The sequence below is a fragment of the Amaricoccus sp. genome, assembly GCF_017995835.1.
GTDB lineage: Bacteria > Pseudomonadota > Alphaproteobacteria > Rhodobacterales > Rhodobacteraceae > Amaricoccus.
On record NZ_JAGOID010000025.1, the window covers coordinates 16,142 to 32,910 of the forward strand.

General features: G+C 70.2%; 16 protein-coding genes. 3 read left to right on the forward strand and 13 right to left on the reverse strand.

What is annotated here, in order from left to right:
• Positions 1-11: 11 nt before the first annotated feature.
• The 3 genes from KBA23_RS06170 to KBA23_RS06180 form a co-directional block, all read right to left on the reverse strand.
• Positions 12-1,163 carry an ABC transporter permease gene (locus KBA23_RS06170; protein ID WP_290738047.1) on the reverse strand — a complete coding sequence of 384 codons (1,152 nt, stop codon included), beginning with the start codon at positions 1,161-1,163 and terminating at the stop codon, positions 12-14.
• On the reverse strand, positions 1,163-2,119 hold the full coding sequence (locus KBA23_RS06175) for an ABC transporter permease (RefSeq protein ID WP_290738050.1): 957 nt from the start codon (positions 2,117-2,119) through the stop codon (positions 1,163-1,165). The genes KBA23_RS06170 and KBA23_RS06175 overlap by 1 nt, the downstream gene beginning before the upstream one ends.
• Positions 2,120-2,186: 67 nt before the next feature.
• Positions 2,187-3,917 (reverse strand): ABC transporter substrate-binding protein, encoded by a 1,731-nt coding sequence (locus KBA23_RS06180; RefSeq protein ID WP_290738053.1) that lies wholly within the window; start codon positions 3,915-3,917, stop codon positions 2,187-2,189.
• 257 nt (positions 3,918-4,174) lie between these two features.
• Between KBA23_RS06180 and KBA23_RS06185 the strand changes: the two genes are divergently transcribed.
• A complete protein-coding gene (locus tag KBA23_RS06185; protein WP_290738056.1) occupies positions 4,175-5,854 on the forward strand; it encodes a SulP family inorganic anion transporter in 1,680 nt (559 codons plus the stop codon).
• The gene (gene miaA, locus KBA23_RS06190; protein ID WP_290738058.1) at positions 5,851-6,747 is read left to right on the forward strand and encodes a tRNA (adenosine(37)-N6)-dimethylallyltransferase MiaA; all 897 of its coding nucleotides are present in this window, start codon (positions 5,851-5,853) and stop codon (positions 6,745-6,747) included. The genes KBA23_RS06185 and miaA overlap by 4 nt, the downstream gene beginning before the upstream one ends.
• A gap of 209 nt (positions 6,748-6,956) precedes the next feature.
• Here miaA and KBA23_RS06195 read toward each other — a convergent pair whose 3' ends face one another.
• The 7 genes from KBA23_RS06195 to rpmB all read right to left on the reverse strand — a co-directional run bounded on the left by KBA23_RS06195 (position 6,957) and on the right by rpmB (position 13,172).
• Positions 6,957-7,871: an esterase-like activity of phytase family protein gene (locus tag KBA23_RS06195; RefSeq protein ID WP_290738061.1), complete on the reverse strand. Its 915-nt coding sequence runs from the start codon at positions 7,869-7,871 to the stop codon at positions 6,957-6,959.
• Complete coding sequence (gene mepA / locus KBA23_RS06200; RefSeq protein ID WP_290738064.1) at positions 7,844-8,695, reverse strand: penicillin-insensitive murein endopeptidase; 852 nt, start codon at positions 8,693-8,695, stop codon at positions 7,844-7,846. Before mepA ends, KBA23_RS06195 begins: the two co-directional genes overlap by 28 nt.
• Positions 8,692-10,071: an MFS transporter gene (locus tag KBA23_RS06205; protein ID WP_290738067.1), complete on the reverse strand. Its 1,380-nt coding sequence runs from the start codon at positions 10,069-10,071 to the stop codon at positions 8,692-8,694. Before KBA23_RS06205 ends, mepA begins: the two co-directional genes overlap by 4 nt.
• Before the next feature lie 54 nt (positions 10,072-10,125).
• Positions 10,126-10,851, reverse strand: a complete 726-nt coding sequence (locus KBA23_RS06210; RefSeq protein ID WP_290738070.1) for an endonuclease/exonuclease/phosphatase family protein — start codon at positions 10,849-10,851, stop codon at positions 10,126-10,128.
• Positions 10,852-10,914: 63 nt separating this feature from the next.
• Positions 10,915-12,117, reverse strand: a complete 1,203-nt coding sequence (locus KBA23_RS06215; RefSeq protein WP_290738073.1) for a type III PLP-dependent enzyme — start codon at positions 12,115-12,117, stop codon at positions 10,915-10,917.
• A 267-nt stretch (positions 12,118-12,384) separates the two neighbouring features.
• The gene (locus tag KBA23_RS06220; protein ID WP_290738075.1) at positions 12,385-12,876 is read right to left on the reverse strand and encodes a copper chaperone PCu(A)C; all 492 of its coding nucleotides are present in this window, start codon (positions 12,874-12,876) and stop codon (positions 12,385-12,387) included.
• A gap of 8 nt (positions 12,877-12,884) precedes the next feature.
• Positions 12,885-13,172: a 50S ribosomal protein L28 gene (gene rpmB / locus KBA23_RS06225; RefSeq protein ID WP_290738077.1), complete on the reverse strand. Its 288-nt coding sequence runs from the start codon at positions 13,170-13,172 to the stop codon at positions 12,885-12,887.
• 201 nt (positions 13,173-13,373) lie between these two features.
• Between rpmB and KBA23_RS06230 the strand changes: the two genes are divergently transcribed.
• The gene (locus tag KBA23_RS06230; protein ID WP_290738079.1) at positions 13,374-13,661 is read left to right on the forward strand and encodes a YggT family protein; all 288 of its coding nucleotides are present in this window, start codon (positions 13,374-13,376) and stop codon (positions 13,659-13,661) included.
• 28 nt (positions 13,662-13,689) lie between these two features.
• On the opposite strand, the gene KBA23_RS06235 is transcribed toward KBA23_RS06230, so the two are convergent.
• The 3 genes from KBA23_RS06235 to KBA23_RS06245 form a co-directional block, all read right to left on the reverse strand.
• Entirely contained in the window at positions 13,690-14,829 is a 1,140-nt protein-coding gene (locus KBA23_RS06235; protein ID WP_290738082.1) for an FIST N-terminal domain-containing protein, read from the reverse strand.
• A gap of 427 nt (positions 14,830-15,256) precedes the next feature.
• Positions 15,257-16,066, reverse strand: a complete 810-nt coding sequence (locus tag KBA23_RS06240) for an SDR family oxidoreductase (RefSeq protein WP_290738085.1) — start codon at positions 16,064-16,066, stop codon at positions 15,257-15,259.
• A 10-nt stretch (positions 16,067-16,076) separates the two neighbouring features.
• The coding region (locus KBA23_RS06245; RefSeq protein WP_290738087.1) for a TIM barrel protein at positions 16,077-16,769 on the reverse strand (693 nt) is incomplete at its 5' end.

A 16,769-nucleotide genomic window follows, 5' to 3' on the forward strand; every position in this document is an offset into this window, starting at 1 on the left:
TGGCGTCCCGTTCAATCCCTCATCGACTGCTCGCGCAACGCGTCGGCCAGCAGGTTCAACCCCAGCACCAGGCTCATGATCGCGAGGGCAGGGGGCAGGGCAGGGTGGACGTAGATCCGCAGCAGCTTGCGCCCCTCGTTGATCGTCGAGCCCCAGTCCGGGCTCTCCGGGCTGACGCCGAGGCCAAAGAAGCCGAGCGTCCCGAGGAGGATGGTGGTGTAGCCGATCCGCAGGCAGGCATCGACGATCAGCGGGCCGCGGGCGTTCGGCAGGATCTCCCACATCATGATGTACCACGGGCTCTCGCCCCGGGTCTGCGCCGCGGCCACGTAGTCGCGGGTCCTGATGTCGAGCGTCAACCCGCGGACGATGCGGAACACCGTCGGCGAGGAGATGAACACCACGGCGAGGAAGATATTGAGCGTGTTCGCATCCATCGCGATCCGCCCGGTCGGATCCCACACGCCGATCAGCCCGAGATAGACGAAGGTCCCGATCGCGAGCGTTGGCCCGAGACAGAGCCACAGCGTCTCCGGCCGCTCGCGAAACCGGCTCCAGAAGAACACCACGAAGAACAGCACCGGGAACGCGAACAGCACCGCCGCCATCGTCCCGGGGATTGCGGTCTGCCGGATCTCGGGCGTGACCAGCAGGTAGAAGAGCAGGATCACCGGGAAGGCGAGAACGAGGTTGGCGAGGAACGACAGCGCCGTATCGAGCCAGCCGCCGACATAGCCCGCCGGCAGGCCGAGCATGACCCCGACCATGTAGGCGAAGAGCGTGGCGAGGGGCGCGATCACCATCACCGAGCGCGAGCCCCAGACCATGCGGCTGAACACATCGCGCCCGAGCGCGTCGCCGCCGAAGAGATAGGGCAGGCCGGAGGCGGGGTCGAGCGAGCCCGGCGGCTTGTTCCGCAGCACGCTGCTCTGCGCGTAGGGGTCGAAGAGCGCGACATGGTCGGCGAGGATCGCCGTCAGCGCCCAGAACGCCACCAGCGCGAAGCCGATCGTCCCGATCGCGGTATGGAAGACGCGGCCATAGAGCCCGAGGCTCCTCCGACGCGCGAAGCTCGCGCCGAGGATCACGGCGAGCCCCGCCCAGACCGGACCGAACCGCGCCAGCGTGCCTGCGAGGATCTCCCAGGGCCCCAGCGCCTCCATCAGCCGCTCACCCGGATGCGCGGGTTCAGCCAGACATAGCCGATGTCGGAGATCAGCTGGGTGACCAGCACGATCACCACCGCGACGATCGAGCAGGCGAGCAGCAGGTTGATGTCGTTGTTCGCAGCGCCCTCGATCAGCAGCCAGCCGAAGCCGCGGTAGTTGAACAGCGTCTCGACGATGACGACGCCGGTCAGCAGCCAGGGGAATTGCAGCATGATCACCGTGAACGGCGCGATCAGCGCGTTGCGGAGCGCGTGGCGGATCACCACGCCGCGGAAACTGACGCCCTTCAGCCGTGCAGTGCGGATGTATTGCTGCGTCATCACCTCGGCCATCGAGGCCCGCGTCATCCGGGCGATGTAGCCCATGCCGTAGATGGCGATGGTGAGCACGGGCAGGGCGAAGTTGTAGAGAGTGATCCCTTCGTCGGCGGCGGAGGTCGCTGACCCGGAAAACCATTGCAGGCCAACCATCTGGCTGGCGAAGATCACCGTGAGCACGACGCCGGAGACGTATTCCGGCGTCGAGGTCGTGGCGATGGCGAATGTCGAGAGGATGCGGTCCTGCGCCGAGCCCTCGCGCATCCCGGCCAGCACCCCGATCAACAGCGCGCCGGGGATCATCACTACCATGACCCAGAACATCAGCTTCGCCGTCAGCCACAGCCGCGGCCACAGCACCTCGGAGACCGAGGCGTTGAACCGGGTCGAGCGACCGAAATCGCCCTGCACGGCCCCGCCCAGCCACTCGCCGTAGCGCATGATGAAGGGCCGGTTGAAGCCGTTCCGGTCCAGCCAGACCGCGACCTGCTGCTCGGTGATCCGGCTGCCGGTCTGCTCCTTGGCGAGCTTGACGAGGTTCGGCTTGAGGTTGACCAGCGCGAAGACGATCAACGTCAGGCAGAGCGCCGTCAGCAGGATCACGCTGACGCGTTTCGCAAGAAAGGCGATCATTCCCCCGGGCTCCCTCGTTCAGCCGCGCCGGCCGAGGGCCGGGGCGGGACGGCTTGGGGGGACCGGCTCAGGAGGAGAGCCAGGTCTTCTCCAGATGGATCTCGAAGGTCGGGTGCATGACGAGACCGTGGACGTCGTCCGTCGAGTGCCGGAAGGTCGAGCGCCAGTAGGACTGGACCAGGATGCCGCTGTCCTGGATGATCTTTTCCATCTTGGCCATCACCTCGCGGCGCTTGTCGGGATCGGCGATGGCGTAGGCGTCGGCCAGCAGCGTGTCGAACTCCTCGTTGGCGAAGCCGGTCTCGTTCCACGGCTCGCCCGAGCGATAGGCGAGCGCGTAGACCTGCACGCCGAGAGGCCGCATGTTCCACTCGGTCGCCGAGAACGGATAGCCCGTCCAGTTGTTCCAGAACGTGTTCCCCGGCAGCACGGTGCGCTTGCAGTTGATCCCCGCGTCGCGCAACTGCGCCGCCACCGCGTCGCAGGTGTTGCGGTTGAAGTCGTCGTCGAGCGAGATCAGCTCCAGCTCGGTGTCGGCCTGACCGGCTTCGGCCATCAGCGCCTTGGCCTTGTCCGGGTCGCGGGTTGGGGCAGGGAGCTCGAAGTACTCCGGGTGCATGGGCCCGACATGGTGGTTGTCGGCCTTGCGTCCGAGCCCCTGATAGCCGAGGTCGAGCACGACCTGGTTGTCGACGCCGAGCTGGACGGCATTGCGCACCTTCTGGTCGTCGAAAGGCGGCTGGGTGACGTTCATGCGCACGCAGAGCGTGTTGGCGGTCACCGCCTCGGATTTGGCGAGGCCGAGCGAGTCGAAGATCTCGACGTAGGAGGGCGGCGTCTCGTAGCTCGTGTGGATCTCGCGCGCCTCGTAGGCCGCGATCGTCGCCGACGGATCGGTGCCGTAGTCGATGAACTCGACGCCTTCGAGAAAGACCGGCCCCATGTCGGGCGCCGCGTCGCCCCACCACGCGCCGTTGGTGCGCTTGCGGTAGACGGCCCGCACGCCGACCTCGGTCGAGACGAGTTCCCAAGGTCCGGTGCCGACAGGATCAACCGAGAGGTCGCCCGTGAAGCCGCGATGCACGATCAGCGCCGGATAGTCGGCGAAGTTCGGCACGATGGTGATGTCCGGGTTGGCGAGGCGCAGCTTGACGGTGAAGTCGTCGACCTTCTCGATCGCGCCGTCGCGCGGCCCGAAGATCTCGCGGACCTGCTCCTCCTGGACGACGGTTCCGTCCTCCTTGGTGACGTCGCCCATGAAGGTCTCTTCGCCCTTCTTCTCCAGAAGCGGGGCCATGCGCGTCGCCATCGAGTTGTTCGGCACATGGCTCTCGCACCAGCGCGAGAGGTTGAAGACGACGTCGTCGGCCTTGAACGGATCGCCGTTCGTCCAGGTTGCGCCCTTGCGGACGTGGAGCGTGTACTCGGTCGCGTCGTCGTTGACCTCCCAGCTTTCCAGCAGCCACGGCTGGAAGGTGAAGTCGGAGGTGTAGCGCACCAGCGGCTCGACGATCAGCCGGCCCTGGTTGCCTTTCTGCGACCAGTCGAAGATGCGCGGGTCGTCCATGCGCATCACCGACATGGCGATCCTGATCACGCCGCCGGGCACGGGTTCCTGTGCGCGCGCGCGGCTCGGCATGGTCAGGCCGAGCATTCCGTAGGCGCCGGCGCCGGTCACGCCGAGCGCGGTCGCGGTCGCGAGGAACTCGCGGCGATCCAGCCGTCCGGCGCGCGCCGCCGCCGCAATGCGCGTCACCGCGGAATGTGGCGGCTTGCCGTTGATCGTCGGGATGTCCATGATCGTCTCCCTGTCGTTCTTTTGTGGCCGTGGCTTTGTGGCCGTGGGCCCATGGCCTTCATTGCAGAACGAAAAGCGTCCGCGGTCAACCTGTCATTCCGGAAGGCCGGGAAGGGTCCGGGGGGTCGGGCGGATGGCGCGCTCAGCGGAATGCACATGTCGGATAAGCGAGATTATGTAACTTATCTGGATATCCTGTCGTAGGCGCTCTCGGCGCTCTTGCTCCGCGCGCCGGAAAGCATCACCAATCCCAACCCATGACGAAACCGAATGCAGCGAGCTTTGCCGAGCTCTACACCCCGAAGCTCGTCACCGTGCTGCGCGAAGGCTACGGCGCGCGCCAGCTGCGCTCGGACGCGATCGCCGGGCTGACCGTCGCCATCGTCGCCCTTCCGCTCAGCATGGCCATCGCCATCGCCTCGGGCGCGAGCCCGGCGCAGGGATTGTTCACCGCCATCGTCGGCGGCTTCCTCGTCTCGGCGCTCGGCGGCTCGCGCTTCCAGATCGGCGGACCGGCCGGCGCCTTCATCGTGCTGGTCTCGGCGACCGTCGCCGAGCACGGCATGGACGGACTGATCCTCGCGACCGCGATCTCGGGGCTCCTGTTGCTGGCGGCCGGATTCCTGCGGCTCGGAACCTATATAAAGTTCATCCCGTTCCCGGTGACCGTCGGCTTTACCGCCGGGATTGCCGTCATAATTTTTTCCAGCCAGATCAAGGAATTGTTCGGCCTGACGCTCGAACATGAGCCGGGCGCGCTCCTCGGGAAGCTCCCCGCCCTGTGGGCGGCGCGCGCGAGTGTGACCCCTGCCGCAGTCGCCGTCTCGGTCGGGACCGTTGCGGTCATCCTTGCCCTGCGCCGGTTCCGGCCGCACTGGCCGGGAATGCTGATCGCCGTGGCGCTGGCGGCGGCGGCGACCGCGGCGCTCTCCCTGCCGGTCCACACCATCGGCGGGCAGTTCGGCGGCATCCCCTCCGGGCTGCCGTCGCCGCGGCTGCCGGCTTTCAGCCTCGATCTCGCGACGCAGGTGCTGCCCGCCGCAGTCGCCTTCACGCTGCTCGGCGCGATCGAGTCGCTCCTGTCGGCGGTCGTCGCCGACGGCATGACCGGGCGGCGGCACCGGTCGAACTGCGAGCTGGTGGCGCAAGGGGTCGCCAATGTCGGCTCGGCGCTCTTCGGCGGCTTCTGCGTGACCGGAACGATCGCCCGCACCGCCACCAACGTCCGCGCCGGCGCGCACGGCCCGGTCGCCGGCATGTTGCACGCCGTCTTCCTGCTCCTCTTCATGCTGGTGGCCGCGCCGCTCGCCGCCTTCATCCCGCTGGCGGCGCTGGCCGGGGTCCTGGCGGTGGTCGCCTGGAACATGATCGAGAAACCGGCCATCGCCGTTCTTCTCCGCTCGGGCCGCGGCGACGCCGCCGTGCTGGCCGTGACGTTCCTGCTGACGGTGTTCCGCGACCTGACCGAGGCGATCATCGTCGGGTTCGCGCTCGGCTCGGTGCTGTTCATCAATCGCATGAGCCAGCAGGCCGCGGTCGAGACCGAGACGCCGTTCGTCGGTCAGGACACGGCAGACCGCGGCACCGGTTACGACGAGACGGCGGCCGCCAATCCCGAGATCGTCGTCTTTCACATCACCGGCGCCTTCTTTTTCGGCGCGGCGGCGTCCATCGGCTCGGTGCTCGACTCGATCCAGGACACGAACCGGGCGCTGGTGCTCGATTTCGCGGCGGTGCCCTTCCTCGACTCGACCGGCGCGAACGTGGTCGAGGGCCTGGCCCGCAAGTCGCGGCGGCGCGGCGTCCGCCTCTATATCGCCGCCGCCAACCCCGAGATCCGCCGGGCGCTGCTGACCCACGGGATCCGCCCGCCCGAGGCCCGGTACACGTCGAGCGTCGCGAGCGCGCTGGCCTGGGAAGCGGAGCACGGCCGATGACGCCCTCGCGCCCGGTGCTGATCGCCGGGCCCACCGCCAGCGGCAAGTCGGCGCTGGCGCTGGCGCTGGCCGAGCGCGACGGCGGCGTCGTGATCAACGCCGACGCGCTCCAAGTCTACGCCTGCTGGCGCGTGCTGACCGCGCGTCCCTCGGACACCGATCTTGCCCGCGCGCCGCACCGCCTCTACGGCCACGTCCCCTGCGACGCCCCCTACTCCGTCGGCGCCTGGCTCGCCGACGCCACGGCCGCGCTCGCCGAGGCTCGCGCCCTCGGCCTGCGGCCCATCGTCGTCGGCGGCACGGGCCTCTACTTCGAGGCGCTGACCCGCGGCCTCGCCGTGATCCCGCCGACGCCGCCCGAGATCCGCGCCCGCGCCATGGCTCGCCACGCCGACGGCGGTCGCGCCGCGCTCGAGGCCGACCTCGCCCGCGACGACCCCGAGACGCTCGCCGGCCTCGACCGGAGGAACCCGATGCGCCTGATGCGGGCCTGGGAAGTCTTCGCCGCCACCGGCCGCGGCCTCGCGTCGTGGCGGCGCGAGCCCGCCGCACCCGTGTTGCCGCTCGGAGACGCCGAACCTGCGGTTATTGAAGTCGAGAACATGCATCTTGTCCATGATATACGGCAGCGAATTGACAAGATGATCGAAGGTGGCGCGCTCGACGAATGCCGCCATTTCCTCGCCGCCGGCCACGACCTCGCCGCGCCTTCCGGCCGGGCGATCGGCGCGGCGGAGCTTGTCGCCCATCTGGAAGGCCGCATCGACCTCGACGAGGCCCGGAACGCGATGGCGATCGCCACCCGCCGGTACGCCAAACGCCAGCGCAGCTGGTTCCGCAACCGGATGGCCGACTGGCCCCGCCTCACGGCGCGCGCCCTCGACCGGCTCTGATCGGCGTGAAAGCCGCGTGCCCTGGCGGGGCGAGGCAAGCGGCTGAAACGGCGTGGTTTTATCCGGCTGGAATACCGGCGAGTCTACCAGGCTACCCGGCGCAACACGGGCTAACACGCGTGATAGACAGGTTAACTACTTGATTGCACACGATAAAAATGTCAAAGGTCAAGAAAGGTCCGCGAGAGCCCGCCGGTAGGCGCTCGGCCTCAACCCTCGACGACGAGATACTCGGCGATGGCGGTGGACTGGAGCGCGAAGAAGTTGTCGTCGGCGATCAGCGTCACCCGGATGTCGCCGGCGTCGTCGCGCCAGACCGAGATGCCCTCGTAGTTGTCGACGCTGCCCATCCCCGTCTCGAGCAGCGTCGTCCCCTCGCCCAGACCGTCCGGCCCGAGTTCGAACCGGCGGACCCGCGTCGCGAAGCCGCTGTACCAGGCGAAGGCGCGCTCGAGCACGTAGAGCCGGCCGTCCGGCCCGAAGTCCGCGCCGGAGACGAGGAAATCGCCGGAGCGCGGGATCTCCAGTTCCTTGTCCCAGACGCCGTCGCGCAGGCGGTAGACCGGGAACGGCCGCTCCAGCGCGCCCGATCGCTCCGGTATCGCGAAGATGGCGCCGTCGGCGTCGATGGCGATGGCCTCCAGCGCGGAGTTTCCCTGGAGACGCTTGAAGTCGGGATGCCCCGGGACTGCAGTGGCCCGGCCGTCGATGTCGTCGTAGCGGCGGATGCGGTGGAAGCCCTCGAAGCTGACATAGACCCGGCCGCGGTCGTCCATGGCGACGCCCTCGGCGTCGGCTTCCTCGCCGACGGGCAGCGGCCTTCCGTTCACGCCGTGGAGCCTGCCGAAGCCGACGAGCTCGGCGCGCTCCAGCCGGCCCCCCTCCTCGCGCAGGAACCGCCCGGCGGCCCAGCGTCCGCGGTCGCTGATCGTGAGAAAGCTCCGGCCGCCGTCCTGCACCTCGATCGCCGAGAAGCCGCCGAATCTCGCCTCGCCGGCCTCCCATACGATACGTCTGTCGAGTTCCAGCCGCGGTCCCGGCGCGGCCGCGTCGGCGATCGCGAGGCCGAGCGCGAGCGCGGCGGCGAGCGCGCGGATCACCGCCAGTTCAGCACGGCGGCGCACTGCTCCGGCAGATCGGCGAGCGTCAGCGGGACGCGCTTGGGCGGGGCCGGCGCGTTCGGGTCGGGCGGCTCGAGCGCCTCCGTCACCCACCAGACGGCGTCGGCGCAACCGTCGCCGGGGGGGACCGGGTCTTGCTGCACGCAGCCGGACGCCCCGCGGGGGCAGTTCAGGCGCACATGGAAATGGTCGTCGTGGCCCCACCAGGGGCGCACCTTGCGCAGCCATTCCCGGTCGCCGCGCCCGGCGTCGGCGCACATCTGCAACTTGGCCGGCGCGGTGATGAAGATGCGCTCCACGTCCGGGTCGCGCGCCGCGGCCTCGATGATCGCGGCATGGGCGGGCGTCCAGCGCTCGTTGACCTCGCGCTGGTTCGCGGCCCGGACCGAGATCGAGGACAGGCTCTCGCGCTGCGCCCGCGTGAGATCGAGCCGGGTCGCCGGCAGCACCCAGATGTCGACGTCGAGGCCGCTCTGGTGGCTGGCATGGCCCGCGACCGGCCCGCCGCGCGCCTGGCCGATGTCGCCGACATAGAGCCCGGCCCAGCCGTAGCGGGTCGCCTCACGGCTCAACCGCTCGATGAAGTCGATGGTCCGCGGATGGCCCCAGTGGTGGTTGCGCGACAGCCGCATCGCCTGCCAGGTCGGGCCGCTCTCCGGCAGCTGCACCGCGCCGGCGATGCAGCCGCGCGAGTTGCCGCCGATCGGCGTCGCCCGGTGGTCGGTCGGCGTCGACTTGGCCGCGAAGAGCGACTGCGCCGTCTGAGCCTCGGCTGCGGGCGCGCTCAGCGCCGCCGCCAGCGCCAATGCAAGGAGCCGTCCGGTCATGCGGCCTGTCCCCGGTGCTGCTCGGTTGTGGTTTTAACCCCGTATAGCAGGACCAGCCCGACAAGGAAAAGCAGGATCACCGGACTGAGCCCGAGCCGCTGCGAGCCGGTCGCCGCGGTGACGGCGGCGATCAGCGCCGGGGCGAGGAAGGCGGTCGCCTTGCCGGACAGCGCGAAGAGCCCGAAGGCCTGGCCCGGCTGCATCACCCCCTCGGCCTGATGGACGAGGAGCGTGCGCGACGCCGCCTGCAACGCCCCCGAGGTCGCGCCGAGAAGTCCGCCGGCGGCGAAGAACACGAGATCGGGGATCCGCGATCCGGGCGGCACGGGCAGAAGCAGCACGCTCTCCCGCGTGGTCAGGACGACGAGGACGCAAAGCCCGATCAGCGCCCAGATCGAGGCGACGATCACGGCCCGCGGCCCATAGGCGTGATCGGCCCGCCCGCCGATCCACGCCCCGGCCGCGCCGACCCCGGCGGCGACGATCCCGAAGAGGCCAAGCTCGAACATGCCCCAGCCGAGGACGCCGGCCGCGTAGATGCCGCCGAAGGTGAAGAGCCCGACCAGCGCGTCGCGATAGACCATGGAGGCGAGCAGAAACAGCAGGAGATCGCGCCGGGCCCGCGCCGTGGCGATCGTGGCGCGGAGATCGGCGAGCCCGGCGCGCACCGCGCCTCGGAGCGGCCGGCCCGGCGCGTCGGGGGTCCAGAGGAACATCGGCAGCGCGAAGACGACATACCAGATCGCCGCGAAGGGGCCGGTGGCGCGGGCCGGCTCCCCCTGCCCCGGGTCGAGCCCGAGGATCGGCGGCGCTCCGAGCAGCGTCAGCGTCGAACCCGGCGCCGGCGCGAGCAGCGCCAGCACGATCAGCAGCGAAACCACGCCGCCGAGATAGCCGAGCGCCCAGCCCGAGCCCGAGATGCGCCCGATTTCCGCGCGCGGCGCGAGGCTCGGCAGCATGGCGTTGATGAACACCTGGCCGAATTCGGAGCCGATGAAGGCGAGCGCGTAGCAGACGAGAACGACCGTCGGGTCCGGCATGGCGGGCGTCGCCAGCCACAGGCCGACGCAACCGAGGAGGTAGGGGACCGAGAAGGCGAGCACCCAGGGCTTGCGCGCCCCGGTGCGGTCGGCGACCGCGCCGAGGACGGGGGCGAGAACGGCCACGCAGACCCCGGCGATCGCCGCCGCGGCCCCCCAGAGCGCCTGACCGCGCGCCGGATCGCCGACCACCTCGGCGACGAACCACGGCGCGAAGACGAAGGTCACGATCAGCGTCTGGAACGGCTGGTTCGCCCAGTCGAACAGCATCCACGCGAAGACGCCCCTGCGATCGGCTCCGGTCGGCACAGCGTCCCCGCGGCAAGTTGCGCCCATCTGTCTATCCCGGCGCGTCGCCGGGAAGAAGCCCCGGGCGGACGCGGGCCGGCGTCAGCCTTTGGGTTTTGCGAGCCGGACGCGGGCCTTGATCGGCAGGTGGTCGGAGGCCTTGCGCGCCAGCGGGCTGTCATGGGCGGCGACGTGGCCGAGGATCTGCCCCGGTCGGGCGATGATGCGGTCGAGCGCGAGCACCGGGAAATAGGACGGAAAGCTCGGCGCCCCGAGTCCGAGCGGCCCGAAGCCGGGGCTGAACCCGTGCAGCGCGGAACGGCGGCCGTGGCGCCACTCATTAAAATCGCCCATCAGCACCGTCGGCCGTTCTGCGGCCTCGGCGGCGTGCAGGAGCAGACGATCGATCTGGATTCGCCGCGACTGGCGCAGGAGCCCCAGATGCGCCCCGACGACCCGGACCGGACCGGCCGCGAGGTCGAGATCGGCGACCAGCGCGCCCCGCGGCTCCAGTCCCGGCAGAGTCACCTGACGCAGGTCGCGCAGGAGCCCCTCGCGGACGAAGATCATGTTGCCGTGCCAGCCGTTGCCGGCATGATCGGTTTCGACGGGCAGCGGCACGAGCCCGGCGTCACGCTCGATGGCGGCGAGGTCGAGGAGCCCTGCCCGGTCGCCGAAGCGCCGGTCGGCCTCCTGCACCGCGAGCACGTCCGCCCCGATCTCGGCGATCACCGCGCCGATGCGCTCCGGGTCGAAGCGGCGGTCGACGCCGACGCATTTGTGAACGTTGTAGGAGGCGAAGAGCGCGCCGTCCGCGGCAGCCTTCATGGACCCCTCTCGTTCGGGCCGCCGTCGCGCGGCGGCCCTGCCCTTATGCCCCGGCCGCGGCGGTCAGTCGAGGAAGACCGCGTCGAGCGGGGGGAAGCCGTTGAAGCCCACGGACGAGTAGCTCGTCGTGTAGGCGCCGGTGCACAGGATCCGCACCCGGTCCCCCTCGCGCAGCGCCAGCGGCAGCTGCACCGGGCGCTTCTCGTAGAGCACGTCGGCCGAATCGCAGGACGGGCCGGCGAGGATGCAGGGGCCGGTCTCGGCCTCGGCGCCGTGGCGGCTCTCGATCTGGTAGCGGATCGCCTCGTCCATCGTCTCGGCGAGGCCCGAGAACTTGCCGATGTCGAGATAGACCCAGCGCGCCAGGTCGTCCTGGTCCTTCCTGGCCACCAGCAGCACCTCGGCGCAGATCACGCCCGCCTCGGCCACGAGGCCGCGTCCCGGCTCGGCCATCAGCTCCACCCCGTCGCCGAAGCGGGCGCGCACCATGCGCAGCACCTCGGCGCCGTAGGCGCGGGTCTCGGGCAGCGGATCCCCGTAGAAGGCCGGGAAGCCGCCACCGATGTTGAGGACGCGCAGGCCGTGCCCCTGCTCCGCCGCCTCGGTCCAGACCGACAGCGCCGCATCGAGCGTCTGCGCCCACAACCGCGGCTCGCGCATCTGGCTGCCGACGTGGAACGACAGGCCGGCGACGTCGAGCCCGAGCAGGCGGCCGAGGCCGATCAGCCGCAACGTCTCGCGGCGCGAGGCGCCGAACTTGCGGCTGAGCGGCCAGTCGGCGGCCGACGCTTCCACGAGGAGCCGCAGGATCACCCGCGCGCCGGGGGCGTGCTCGGCGATCTTGTAGAGCTCCGCCTCCGAATCGGCCGCGAACTGCTCCACCCCGACGGCATGCGCGTGGGCGATGTCGGCGGCGCGCTTGATGGTGTTGCCGAAGGCGACATGCGCCGCCGGCACGCCGAGCGCGAGGCAGAGGTCGATCTCGCCGCGCGAGGCGGCGTCGAAGCGCGCGCCCTCCTCGGCCAGCGCCGCCACCACCTCGGGGGCCGGATTCGCCTTGACGGCGTAGTGGATCGCCACGGTCTCGCCGAGCCCGTCGGCGAGCGCGCGGTACTTGCCCCGCAGCATGGCGAGGTCGAACACCATCGTCGGCCGGTCGAAGTCGCGGCTGCGGATGTAGGCGTCCTGCCGCGGCGACACGGCGCTCGCGTGGGGATGGACGTCGAAGGTTGCGGGAATGCCCGGACGGGCGGCGACATGCATCATGGTCATCTCCATCAGACCGAGGGGCCCAGCGGGGCCTCGACGTTTCCAAAAGAGACGTTACCGTCGCTACTTGAGTTCGCGTTTGTGGCGCGCCCGAGCAGAGGTGCGTGCGTTGGCGTCAGGGGCCGGCATATGAGGCCCCGGGACCGGAAGCGCAAGCGAAAATGCGCCCCCGGGAGCAACTTTTCACGAACCGTGCTGAATCCGTTAAAGCTTCGTTACGTCAACGTGATAATTCGTGAACGTCACGTTAACCGGTCGCAGCCGTCAGCCGCCGTGCCCCGTGCCCTGCGCAGGCGCTCCGACATGCGTCGGCGCCTCGATCTCCACCCGGCCGGCGGTCTCGAAGACGAGGGTGAGGGGCACGCGCGCGCCGTCCGCGAGCGGCGCCGTCAACCCCATCAGCATGACATGCCGGCCCCGCGGCGCCAGCGTCGCCTCGCCGCCAGCGGGAACCTCGACGCCGTCGGGGAGCGCGGTCATGCGCGCCACGCCGTCGGTGATCACGGTGTCGTGGATCTCGACCCGGCGCGCGGCGGTCGTTTCGACCGAGACGAGCCGGTCGGGCGCCGCGCCCGCGTTCGCTATGGTGAGATAGACCGCCGCCGCCGGCGCGGCCGGAGTGGTCGCCGCCAGCGTCACGTCGCTGATCGCGAGGTCGCCGGCGTGGACGACAGCAGCGTCATGCTGCGCCAGCGCGGCGACCGGCGCGAGCGACGCGCCGACGGCGAACGCCAGCATCCGGAACGTCCGGGTCACGGGCCGCCTCACGCGGCCGTCGAGACCTTGGAGATCTCGCGCTTGATCTTCAGCGCCTTCGGCGACAATTCGGCGTCGTCGGCCTTGGCGAGGAAGGCGTCGAGTCCGCCACGGTGGTCGATGGACCGCAACGCGGCGGCGGAGATGCGCAGGCGGTAGCTCTGGCCGAGCGCCTCGGAGGCGAGCGTCACCTCGTTGAGGTTCGGCAGAAAGCGCCGCCTGGACTTGTTGTTGGCGTGGCTGACGTTGTTGCCCGTCATCACGCCCTTGCCGGTCAGTTCACAACGACGGGACATAGGCTCGGTCCTTGCACGCCAAGGGGGCCGGCTCCGGCCGCCCTCGGAAATTCGGAGGAGCGTGCGTTACCCGATGCCGCGCCGACCGTCAACCCGGCGCGGGGACGCGGATCGCGCATGGGCGGGCGCCGTTTCGCGCCAGCCTTGCGGTCGGGAGGCGCGCAGGCTACCTGAATGGGCCCTGGCCGCGCGGAAGATACCATGACGTCACTGTTGCAGATCCTGCTTCTCGTCCTCGACGTGATCTGGTGGGTCGTGATCGCGCACGTGATCATGAGCTGGCTGATCGGGTTCAACGTCCTGAACCGCAGCCAGCCGCTGGTCTGGCAGATCTGGAACGGGCTGGAGCGGCTGCTGGAGCCGATCTACCGGCCGATCCGCAGCGTGCTGCCGAACCTCGGCGGGCTCGACCTGACGCCGCTGGTGGCGATCCTCGTCCTCTATGCGATCCGCATCGTCCTGATCAACAACGCCGGCCTGTTCATGTGACGGGACCGGCCGCCCGACGCCGCCAGCCTCAGTCGAGGCCGTCGTCGGGCGGGTAGATCGCGACGCCGGTGAACGTCTGGTTGACGTGCACCGAGTTGAACTGCTCGCCATAAGTGTTGAAGCCGACGACCCCGCGGTCGGCGAGCACGCGCGACATCGCGCCCTCCTGGCCGCTCTGCTCGACCTCCAGCCGCCGCAGGATGCAGTCGCAGCCGATGACCGCGACCGGCCGCACCGGATGCGCCAGACGGTCGAGCGAGCGGGCGAGATGCGCGCAGATGTCGGTGGGCTGGGCCAGCGTCAGGGTGAGCCCGGTCTCGATCGCGGCGTAGAAGCTGAGGCCGCCATCCGGCTCGACCTTCTGGATCGCACGCACGCCGTGACCGCCGGCCGCCGTGACCAGCACCGGATGGGCGGCGAAGACATAGGGCGAAAGCTCGTCCACGCTCCGGCCGATGCGGCGGGCATACTCGGCCGCGGCGGGGCGGCCGTCGATCTCGTGGACCACCCGGCGCGCCGCGTCGGCGCGGGTCACCCGCATGCTGGCGCGCGTCGGGCGGAAATGGTCGAACTTGAACACCCGCGCCGGGCAGCGGCTGCGCAGCACCGCCAGCACGGCAGCGTTCTCGCGCGCCGCGCCGTTCGCGAGAACCGCGGTGCGGCGGAAGTCGAGCCCGTCCCCCGCCGAGCCGCCGAAGAGCGGCACCGCGCCGAGGCTGTAGCGCAACGCCGCGACCAGCAGGTCCTCGCGCTGCGCGAGGCCGTCGTTGAAAAGCCAGGCGAACTCCCAGGGCCAGTCGGGCCTCTCGGCGGCGAGCGCACCTCGCATCGCGATCGCCCCGTCGCCGAGGCGCGCCGGATCGAAGTCGCGCAGGTCGTCGATCGTGTCGATCCGTGCGGCGAAGTGCGTGGCGGCGAAGCCGATGGCGACGACCTCGCCCGACACGTAGCCGCGCGGCGAGATCTCGCCCGCGGTGGTGCAACCGATCACCGGCACGCCGGGGAAGGCGTCCGCCGCCGCCGCGGCGACCAGCGACAGATCCGCCTCCGGCGACACGAACAGGGCGACGAGACAGAGGCCGCTCGCCGCGCCGGCCACAGCGAGGTCGGCGAAGGCCGCGGCCGCGTCCGCGATGGGTGCGCTCGCGGTCAGGACCGCGCGTTCCAATGACATTCCGCCCGCAGGCGCCGCCATGCCGCCGTCCACGGATACCTCCCCCGGTGTTTTCTTTGACTGGGCACAATGTAAAGGCGAGCGCGCCTGATTGGCAAGATAATTGCTCGTGACGGTGCTGTGACACGCGCACAATTGCTCGTTTTCTGATCAAAGACCGGCGGAGGTTCCTTCATCCACATAAAGGATGGGGTCGTCGACAAAGCTCGACGCATCCGAGACGAGACACGATGCGGCCCCGCATGTTGTGGCGGGTCCATTCCCGTCGTCAGCATCTTCACTACGCCCCAGGACGCCGTGCGGGGCGCGTCGCCTGGCGCGGCGACTTGGCGCCGCGTCGTCGTGGCGGGGCCCGGACGCCGACCAGACCGAGTCCGGCCTCGATTCGTTCGAAAGCCGCCGTGACGAGAGCGGCGTGGGCCTATCCCGGGAAGAGGGTGAGGCCGCCGTCGACGCGGATCACCTGTCCGTTGATGAACTTCGCCCGCGGGCCGGCGAGGAAGGCGACAGCGTCGGCGATCTCCTCCGGCTCGGCGTAACGGTTGAGGGAGATCTGGCCGCTCTTCATCCGCTCCGGGTCCACCACCCGCGTCGCCTGGAAGCGCGCCGACTTGGTCGGCCCGGGCGAGACCGCGTTGATGCGCACGCCCTTCTCGATCAGTTCCCTGGCGAGGCAGCGGGTATAGTGGACCACCGCCGCCTTCAGCGTCGAATAGACCACCTCCGGCGAGCAGCCGAGATGCGCCGCGGCCGAGGCGATGTTGACGACCGCGCCCGCGCCGCGCGCCACCATCGGCGGCACGAAGGCCTGGCAGACCAGCATGGTCCCGATCAGGTTGTTTTCGGTCAGAACCTTGATGTCCTCGAACGAGACGTTCAGCGCGTCGTTCGGGTCCGGCTTGCCGCCCGAGGCGCCGATGTCGCCGCCGGCGCAGTTGACGAGGATGTGGACCTCGCCGAGGCTCGCCTCGATCTCGGCCTTCATCCGGGCGACGGCGTCCCTGTCGCCGATGTTGCCGGTCACGGCCACGCATTTCACCCCGTGCGCGCGGATGCGCTCGGCCACCTCCCCGAGGTCGCGGAACTCGCCGTATTTCGCCGGGCCGGCGGCGTCGAGGTCGTGGATCGCCACGTCGGCGCCGAGCTCGGCCAGCCGCTCGGCCATGCAGCGGCCGAGCCCCCTGCCCGATCCGGTCACGAAGGCGGTCCTGCCGCTGAGTTCCCTGTCCATCCCGCTCTCCTCACATGATCCCGGCGGCGCGCATGTTGGCGACGCTCCGCCGGATCATCGCCATCTCGTAGTCCCCGAGCTCCGCGTCGGCGCCGCGTTCCCACGGCGTGCGGAAATCCGCATCCTCGTGGAGCCGGTTGGCCTGCGCCGCCGCGAGGCAGGCCGCGAGCCCGCGCGCGTCGCGCGGCGGATAGCCCTGCCACCAGCCCGGAGCGAGCAGCCGCACATGCCGGGCCTCGAGCGCCGCCGGCTCCAGCACCGCGTCCGGGGTCGCCCCCGCCGCCACGATCAGCGCGATCATCTCGGCATGGGGGACGCAGCCGTCGCCGACCGCGCAGCGGACCAGCCGGAACCCCTCCGGCGACAACTGCACGCGGTAGTCCTTGAGGTGCAGGTGAACGACATGGGGAGCCACGACGCGGGCGAAGTCGAGCGGCGCCTCGGCGACCGGGAAGGTGTTGCCCATGTCGAAGGTGATCCCGACCCCCGGCTGCGCTTCGCAGAAGGCGACGAGCTCGCCCGAGCCGAAGTCCTGATGGTTCTCGATCCCGAGCACGCGCCCCTCGTCAGCCGCGCGCGGACCCCATTCGGACAACGCCGCCGTGATCGTTTTCAGGAGCCCGGGCCAGTCGGGATGCATCGCGCGATCGCCGCACAGCACCGGCGACAGCCCGAGCCTGATCACCTTCGCATCGAGCAGCCG

Excerpts from the sequence above, each read along its gene's own strand:
- KBA23_RS06170 (WP_290738047.1), bottom strand. The coding sequence starts at position 1,163 with ATGGAGGCGCTGGGGCCCTGGGAGATCCTCGCAGGCACGCTGGCGCGG.
- KBA23_RS06175 (WP_290738050.1), bottom strand. The coding sequence starts at position 2,119 with ATGATCGCCTTTCTTGCGAAACGCGTCAGCGTGATCCTGCTGACGGCG.
- KBA23_RS06180 (WP_290738053.1), bottom strand. The coding sequence starts at position 3,917 with ATGGACATCCCGACGATCAACGGCAAGCCGCCACATTCCGCGGTGACG.
- KBA23_RS06185 (WP_290738056.1), top strand. The coding sequence starts at position 4,175 with ATGACGAAACCGAATGCAGCGAGCTTTGCCGAGCTCTACACCCCGAAG.
- miaA (WP_290738058.1), top strand. The coding sequence starts at position 5,851 with ATGACGCCCTCGCGCCCGGTGCTGATCGCCGGGCCCACCGCCAGCGGC.
- mepA (WP_290738064.1), bottom strand. The coding sequence starts at position 8,695 with ATGACCGGACGGCTCCTTGCATTGGCGCTGGCGGCGGCGCTGAGCGCG.
- KBA23_RS06205 (WP_290738067.1), bottom strand. The coding sequence starts at position 10,071 with ATGGGCGCAACTTGCCGCGGGGACGCTGTGCCGACCGGAGCCGATCGC.
- KBA23_RS06210 (WP_290738070.1), bottom strand. The coding sequence starts at position 10,851 with ATGAAGGCTGCCGCGGACGGCGCGCTCTTCGCCTCCTACAACGTTCAC.
- KBA23_RS06215 (WP_290738073.1), bottom strand. The coding sequence starts at position 12,117 with ATGATGCATGTCGCCGCCCGTCCGGGCATTCCCGCAACCTTCGACGTC.
- rpmB (WP_290738077.1), bottom strand. The coding sequence starts at position 13,172 with ATGTCCCGTCGTTGTGAACTGACCGGCAAGGGCGTGATGACGGGCAAC.
- KBA23_RS06230 (WP_290738079.1), top strand. The coding sequence starts at position 13,374 with ATGACGTCACTGTTGCAGATCCTGCTTCTCGTCCTCGACGTGATCTGG.
- KBA23_RS06240 (WP_290738085.1), bottom strand. The coding sequence starts at position 16,066 with ATGGACAGGGAACTCAGCGGCAGGACCGCCTTCGTGACCGGATCGGGC.